We start from the raw sequence: 6,952 nt of genomic DNA on the forward strand, positions 1-6,952 counted from the left end.
CTGGGCCTCCACGGTCGACGAGCGGCTGGAGATCGACGCCGTCGGCGTCGTCCACGTCACCGCCGACGGCCTGCTGATCACCTATCCGCATCCGGTGCCCGGCGTTCCCACCAGGCCGGAGACGGGCACGCGCTGCACCCCTCCCTGTGGGACGGCGCCCTCCAGGTCTGCCTGTCGCTCTGCGCGGACCTCGCCCCGGGCGTCGCCGTGGTCCCTACGGCCGTCGAGCGCATCGACCTGCCCGGCGAGCCCGGTGAACCCGCCACCCGCATCTGGTCCCACGCCGTGCGCCGCGCCGAAGGCGTCTTCGACATCGAGATCTTCGACGCCGGGCACCGGCCCCTGCTCGTCATGGAAGGACTCACCCTCACCCCGCTCCCGGGCGCCGGCGGTGGCACGGAGGCCGACGCCGAACGCCTCCACCGCATCGAGTGGACCGATCTCACGGCCCCCCGCCCGGCCCCCGGACAGCCGGGCCACTGGCTGGTCACCGGCACCGGTCCCGAGGACGGCCCGCAGGACGCCGCACCCACCGGCCCGGCCTCCTTCCCCGCCCTGCTCGCCGGCGCACTGGGCGCCGCCGGGGCCCGGGTGACCCGCACCGCCGGGGCCGTCCTGCCCGATGACGGGGACCTCCCCGGACACGTCGCCTTCGTCGCCCCGGACGCGACGGACGGCGAGGACGCGCAGCGCCGGGGGCTCGCCCGCCTCACCGCCCTGGCCCGGGCCTGCTCCGACCTGCCCGTGCCGCCCCGGCTGACCGTCGTCACCAACCGCGCCCAGGCCATCGGCCCCGACGACGTGCCCGACCCCGGAGCCGCCCTCTACTGGGGCTTCACCCGGGTGCTGCGGCGCGAACACCCCGAACTGCTCGCCCGCGTCGTCGACGTGGACCCGGCCGACGAGCCGGCCGACTGGGCTGCCGAACTCGTCGAGGACACCGCGGAGGACCAGGTCGCACTGCGCGCCGGCCGTCGGCTCGCTGCCCGGCTGACCCGGGGAGCCCCGGACGGGGAGAGCGGCGCACTGCCCGCGCCCCGCTCCGGGCGCCAGCCCTTCCGCGCCGGGGCCCGCCGTCCCGGCGCCAAGGAACCCGTCGAGTTCCTGCCGCTCGCCCGCCGTGCGCCCGGACCTGGCGAGATCGAGGTCGAGGTCCTCGCCGTCGCCCTCGACCACGGCGACGCCCTGCGCGTCTTCGGCCCCCCGGCGGGCGTCGCCGGAGTGCTGCCGCTCGGCTCCGGGTGCGCGGGTCTGGTCACCGCCGCCGGCCCCGACGTCACCGCGTTCACCCTCGGCGACCGGGTGGCGGCGTGCGCCGCCGGCACCTTCGCCAGCCATGTCACCGTACGCGCCGAGCACGCGGTGGCGGTCCCGGACGCCCTCGGCGACGCCGAGGCGGCCGCCCTGCCGCTGCCGATGGGCGCGGCCTGGTACGCGCTGTCCGACCTGGGGCGCCTGGAACCGGGGGAGACCGTGCTGATCGACCTGCCGCCCCAGGTCGCCGTGCGCGCCGCGGTCGAGCAGGTCGCCCGGGTGCTGGGCGCCCGGATCGTCACCACATCGGCCGCCCCCAACCAGGACGCCTCCGACCTCGTCGTCGACCCCGCCGATCCTGCCTGGACCGACGCGGTACGCGCCGCCACCGGCGGCCGGGGCGTCGACCTGATCCTCGCCTCCCCGGTCGGACAGCCCGGCGACGGGCGGCTGGACGCCGTTGCCGACGGTGGTCGGTACATCACCTTCGGCGGCACCGGCGGCCGCGCGCTCGGCGCCGAGGCGTACAGCCGGGGCATCGCCCTGTCGGCCGTCCACCTCCCCGCCCTGCTCGGTCCCCGCTCCCGCCGCTTCGCCGCGGCCCTGACCGCCGCCTGGCGCCTGCTCACCGACGGCAAGCTGGAGCCCCTGCCTGTGCGCACCCGGCCCATGGCCGACGCCGTCGCGGCACTGCGCGACAGCGCGGAGGCCGCCGCGGGCGGCGTCCGCACGGTGCTGGTCGACGCGCCCGGCGTCACCGAGGTGACGGCGCTGCCGCTGTCCGGCGGACGCTTCCGCCCGGACGGCACCTATCTGCTCACCGGCGGCCTCGGCGCCCTCGGGCTGAGCCTCGCCGAGTACCTGGCGGCGCACGGCGCGGGCTGCCTGGTCCTGCTCGGCAGGTCCGCGCCGGGACCGGACGCCGCCGCCCGCGTCGAGGCCCTGCGGGCCGCCGGGACACGGGTCACCACCGAGCGGTGCGACGTCGCCGACCCGGACGCGGTGCGCGCCGTGCTGGCCCGCGTCCGCGAGGACCTGCCACCGCTGCGCGGCGTGGTGCACGCCGCCGGCCTGCTGGAGGACGCCACCGTCCGGAACCTGACGGAGGACCAGGTGCACCGGGTGCTCGCCCCCAAGACCGCCGGCGCCCGCAACCTCGACGAGGCCACCGCCGGCGACCCGCTCGACCTCTTCGTGCTCTTCTCCTCCGCCGCCGCGCTCGTCGGCAACGCCGGCCAGGCCGCGTACGCGGCGGCCAACTCCTACCTGGACGCCCTCGCCGAGGCACGCCGCCGCCGCGGCCGCCCCGCTCTCAGCGTCCAGTGGGGTCCCTTCACCGGGACCGGTCTCGCCGCGAGCGAGGAGCAGCGCGGCGCACGGCTGGAGGAGCGCGGCATGGGCGGCTTCCCGCCCGAGGAGGCATGGCCGGCCCTCGTGCGCATGCTGGAGCGGGACGAGCCGGTGATCGGCTACGTGCCCATCGCCCTGCGTCGCTGGTTCGACGCCTACCCCGACACCGCCGCGCTCGGCAGCTGGGAACGGCTGCACAGCGCCGCGCGCGACGACAGCGCGTCCGCCGGCGGCGGGGACTTCCTGGCCCGGCTGCTCGCGACGCCGGCCGGCGACCGTCCGGCGGTCGCCGAGGAGGAGGTCCGCCGGCTCGCCGGACGGGTGCTGCGCCTGGGCGCCGAAGGCGTCGGCAGCGAGGTGCCCTTCAAGGAACTCGGCCTGGACTCCCTCATGGGCCTGGAACTGCGCAACCGGCTGGAGGCCTCCTTCGGACTCCGCCTGTCGCCCACGCTCCTGTGGTCCTACGGCACCGCGGCGGCCCTCGCCGCCGCGCTGTGCGAGCGCCTGCCCGACCCGGCGGCCGCCGGCTGACCCCGCCTGTGCCCGGCCCCCAGCCAGTCACCCACGACGTCCCGTCGTACGACCGCGAGGAATACCGACACATGGAAGAGACCGCTGCAACCGCCGGAACCGGGCAGACACCGCTCACCCGGGCGCTCGCCACGATCCGCACGCTGCGCCGGCGCATCGAGGAACAGGAGAGGAGCGGGCCCGTCGCCGTCATCGGCGTCGGCCTGCGGCTGCCCGGCGGCATCGACGGGCCCGACGGGTACTGGGACGCGCTGACGGCCGGACGGGACCTGGTGCGCCCCGTGCCGGCCCACCGCAAGGAGCCGTTCGCCGCGGAGTGGGATACCTTGCCCCAGCGCGGCGGGTTCCTCGACGAGGTGCTCGGCTTCGACGCCGCCTTCTTCGGCATCAGCCCCCGTGAGGCGCGCCACCTCGACCCCCAGCAGCGGCTGCTGCTGGAGGTCGCCTGGGAGGCCATGGAGAACGCCGGCCTGCCCGCCGGGAAGCTGTCCGGCACCCAGACCGGCATGTACCTCGGCATCATGTGGCAGGACTACCGCGACTGGCTCGCCGGACAGCCCGACGCCTACTGGACCACTGGCAACGGGCACAACTTCGCCGCCGGCCGCATCGCCCACGCGCTCGGTCTCAACGGGCCCACGATGGCCGTCGACACGGCCTGTTCCTCCTCGCTGGTCGCCGTCCACCTCGCGGCGCAGGCCCTGCGGCGCGGCGACTGTGAGGTGGCGTTCGCCGCGGGCACCAACCTCATCCTGTCCCCCCGCTCCATGCGCCTGGTGCAGGAGACCCGCTCCCTGGCGCCGGACGGCCTGTGCAAGGCGTTCGACGCCCGCGCCAACGGCTTCGTCCGCGGTGAGGGCTGCGGCGTCGTCGTCCTCAAGCGCCTCGACCACGCGCTGCGCGACGGCGACCGGGTGCACGGCGTCATCCACGGTACCGCCGTCAACCAGGACGGCCGCTCGGGCGGCTTCACCGCCCCGAATGTGCTCTCCCAGGTGGCCCTGATCGAGAAGGCGCTCGCGGATGCCGGCCTGGAGCCCGCCGACATCGGGTACCTCGAGGCGCACGGCACCGGGACCTCGCTCGGCGACCCCATCGAGATGGAGGCGCTGGCCACCGCACTGGGCCGGGTCAACGGCGGCGCCCCGCTCACCGTCGGAGCCGCGAAGAGCAACTTCGGCCACCTGGAGGCCACCGCCGGCGTCGCGGGACTGGTCAAGGCCATGCTCTGCATACGCCACCGCCAGGCGCCCCCGATCGTCCACTTCCGCACGCTCAACCCCCGGATCGACCTCTCCGGCACCGCCATCACCGTGCCGGACACCCTGACCGACCTGCCCGAGGACGCCGGGCGCTACGCGGGTGTCAGCTCGTTCGGTATGAGCGGCACCAACGCGCATGTCGTCCTCGGTCCGCCCGGCGACCGGGCGGACCGTCAATCCGCGCCCGCCGTGGCCGGGTTCGAGATCTCCGCGAAGACCCCCAAGGCCCTGCGCGCCCTCGCGGGGCGCTACGCGGAGCACCTGGCCGGGTACGGCCCCGAGTCCTACGCCGCCTTCGCCTACTCGGCGGGGGAGGGCCGCACCGTCCACGAGTACCGCGCGCGGATCGCCTGCACCGGCCCCGAGGAGGCGGCGCGCGCCCTGCGCGCCCTCGCGGACGGCGGGAGCCGCCCCGACGTGACCATCCTCCAGGGACAGCCAGCGGACGACGAAGGGCAGTTCGCCGCCCTGCCCCGGGACGTCATCGACCTCCCGACCTACCCCTGGGAACGCGTCCGCTTCGCCCCCGAGCAACTGCCCGTCCCGACCCCGGCACCCGCCGGGCCGGTGTCCGCAGTGGCCGCGGCCGGTGCCGACGCCGCGTCCGCGGCGGGTTCGACGGGCACGTCCGGCGTCCCGGTCGGCGCCGCTGCCGGCACCGCGCCCGTGACCGCCGTCGCCCCCGTGCCCGGTGCCGGCGGTGGCGGTCTGCCGGTCGCGCACCTCACCCGGTGGGTACCGGCGCCGCAGGCCGCCGTGGAGCCCGTGCCGGGCTCCGGCGCCGAGCTCGTCCTCGCGGGCGACGACCCCGAGCTCCTCGCGGAGCTCCTCCGCGAGGCGGCCGCCCGGGGGACGCGGGGGACCCTGCTCACCCCCGTGCCCCTCGGCCCGGCCGACGGCTGGACCACCGCCCGACTGCCCGAAGACCCCGACGCCTGGCGGCGTTTCTGGGCGGACCGTACCGGCGCCGTGCCCATCGCCCTCGTCCTCGCCCTGCGGGGCGCCCCGCTGCCTCAGGATCCGTCCGCACCCGACGCCGGCCGGCTCGTCGCCGACGGAGCGGCGCTCGCCGCCGCCGTGACCGCGGCCGTCGCGAGCGCGGCGGACCACTGCCGCACCTACGCCGTCACCCGCGCCGCCGTGCGCACCGCCGACGGCGAGCACGCGGCCGCCACCGCACACGGCCTGCTGCACGGACTCGCCCCGGTGCTCGGGCTCGAACTCGGTTCCGCCTGGGGCGGCGTCGTCGACCTGCCCGTCGAGCCCGGACCGGGCGACACCGGCGCGCTGCTCGGCTTCGTCACGTCCCAGACGGCGGCCTCCGGGACCGAGGACGTCGCGGCCGTGCGCGACGGGCGGATCCTGGTCCCGCGGCTGACCGAGGCCGCGGGCGAGCCCGCGGAGCTCCCCGTCCGCGCCGACGCCACCTACCTCGTCACAGGCGGCCTCGGCGCGGTCGGCCGGGAACTCGTCGCCGACCTGGTGCGGCGCGGAGCACGCAACCTGCTGCTCGTCGGCCGCCGCGCCGAGGAGGAACTCGCCCCCGAGTCGGCGGAGTTCCTCGCCGCACTGCGCCGGGACACCGATCGTGCCGTCTACCGCGGCGGCGGTTGCGACACCCCCGCGGCCCTGGAGCGCGCCCGCGAGGCGCTCGACGGCATGCCGCCCGTGCGCGGCGTGCTGCACGCGGCGGGCACCGTCTCCTACATCCCGGCCGCCCGCACCGGCGTCGAGGAGTTCGCGGACGCACTCGGCGGCAAGGCCGCGGGCGCCTGGTGGCTCCATCTGGCGAGCCGGGACTGGCCGCTGGACTTCTTCGTCCTCGTCTCCTCGGTCTCCGCGGTGTGGGGCACCCAGGACTGTGCGGCCTACTCCGCGGCCAACGGCGCCCTCGACCTGCTGGCCGGGCACCGGGTCTCCCTCGGGCTGCCCGCGGTGAGCATCGCGTACGGACCCTGGGCTCTCGGCGACGAGGGCATGGCCGACGCCGGACTGCGCGGCCGCGCCGCCCGGATGGGCATCGGCACCCTCGACGCGGCCACGGGCCGGGCGGCCCTGACCGTCCGGGCCCCGGGCGCCGACGGCCGGGTCGTGGCCTGCCCGCTCGACCTGACACGGCTGCGCCAGGTGATGACCGGGCTCCGGCCGCGTGGGCTGTTCGCCCCCGACGCGGCCCCGGCCGACGCCACCGCCGGGCAGGACGGCGCGGGGCCGACCACGACCGGCGGCCCGTTCGCCGGGCTGACCCCGGCCGAGCGGCCGGCCGCCGCCCGCACCCGGGTCCGCGAGCTGCTCGCCGACCAGCTCGGCCACGCCGACGCCTCCGCCGTCCGGGACGACGTCGGCTTCTTCGACCTCGGCCTGGACTCGATCATGGCCGTCGACCTGACCGTGCGGCTCTCCGCGGCATTCGGCACGACCGTGCAGGTGCCCGACGTCTTCGACCACCCCACGGTCACCGAACTTGCCGCTTTCCTGCTCGCCGCGCCCGCCGCGCCCGCCGCGCTCGCCGCGGACGGACCCGACGCAGTCGACGCCTACTACAGCACCGGCAC

At 77.0% G+C, this 6,952-nt stretch carries 2 protein-coding genes; both read left to right on the forward strand.

Translation table 11 applies throughout. The features are described from left to right. Window positions 1-144 precede the first annotated feature (144 nt). A complete protein-coding gene (locus C1I97_RS27580) occupies window positions 145-3,135 on the forward strand; it encodes an SDR family NAD(P)-dependent oxidoreductase (protein WP_441349157.1) in 2,991 nt (996 codons plus the stop codon). Between the two features lie 71 nt (window positions 3,136-3,206). After that, window positions 3,207-6,952: beta-ketoacyl synthase N-terminal-like domain-containing protein (locus tag C1I97_RS27585; RefSeq protein ID WP_111005855.1), on the forward strand; the 3,746-nt coding region annotated here is incomplete at its 3' end.

Source organism: Streptomyces sp. NTH33 (assembly GCF_003236365.1).
In the GTDB taxonomy this organism is placed as follows: domain Bacteria; phylum Actinomycetota; class Actinomycetes; order Streptomycetales; family Streptomycetaceae; genus Streptomyces.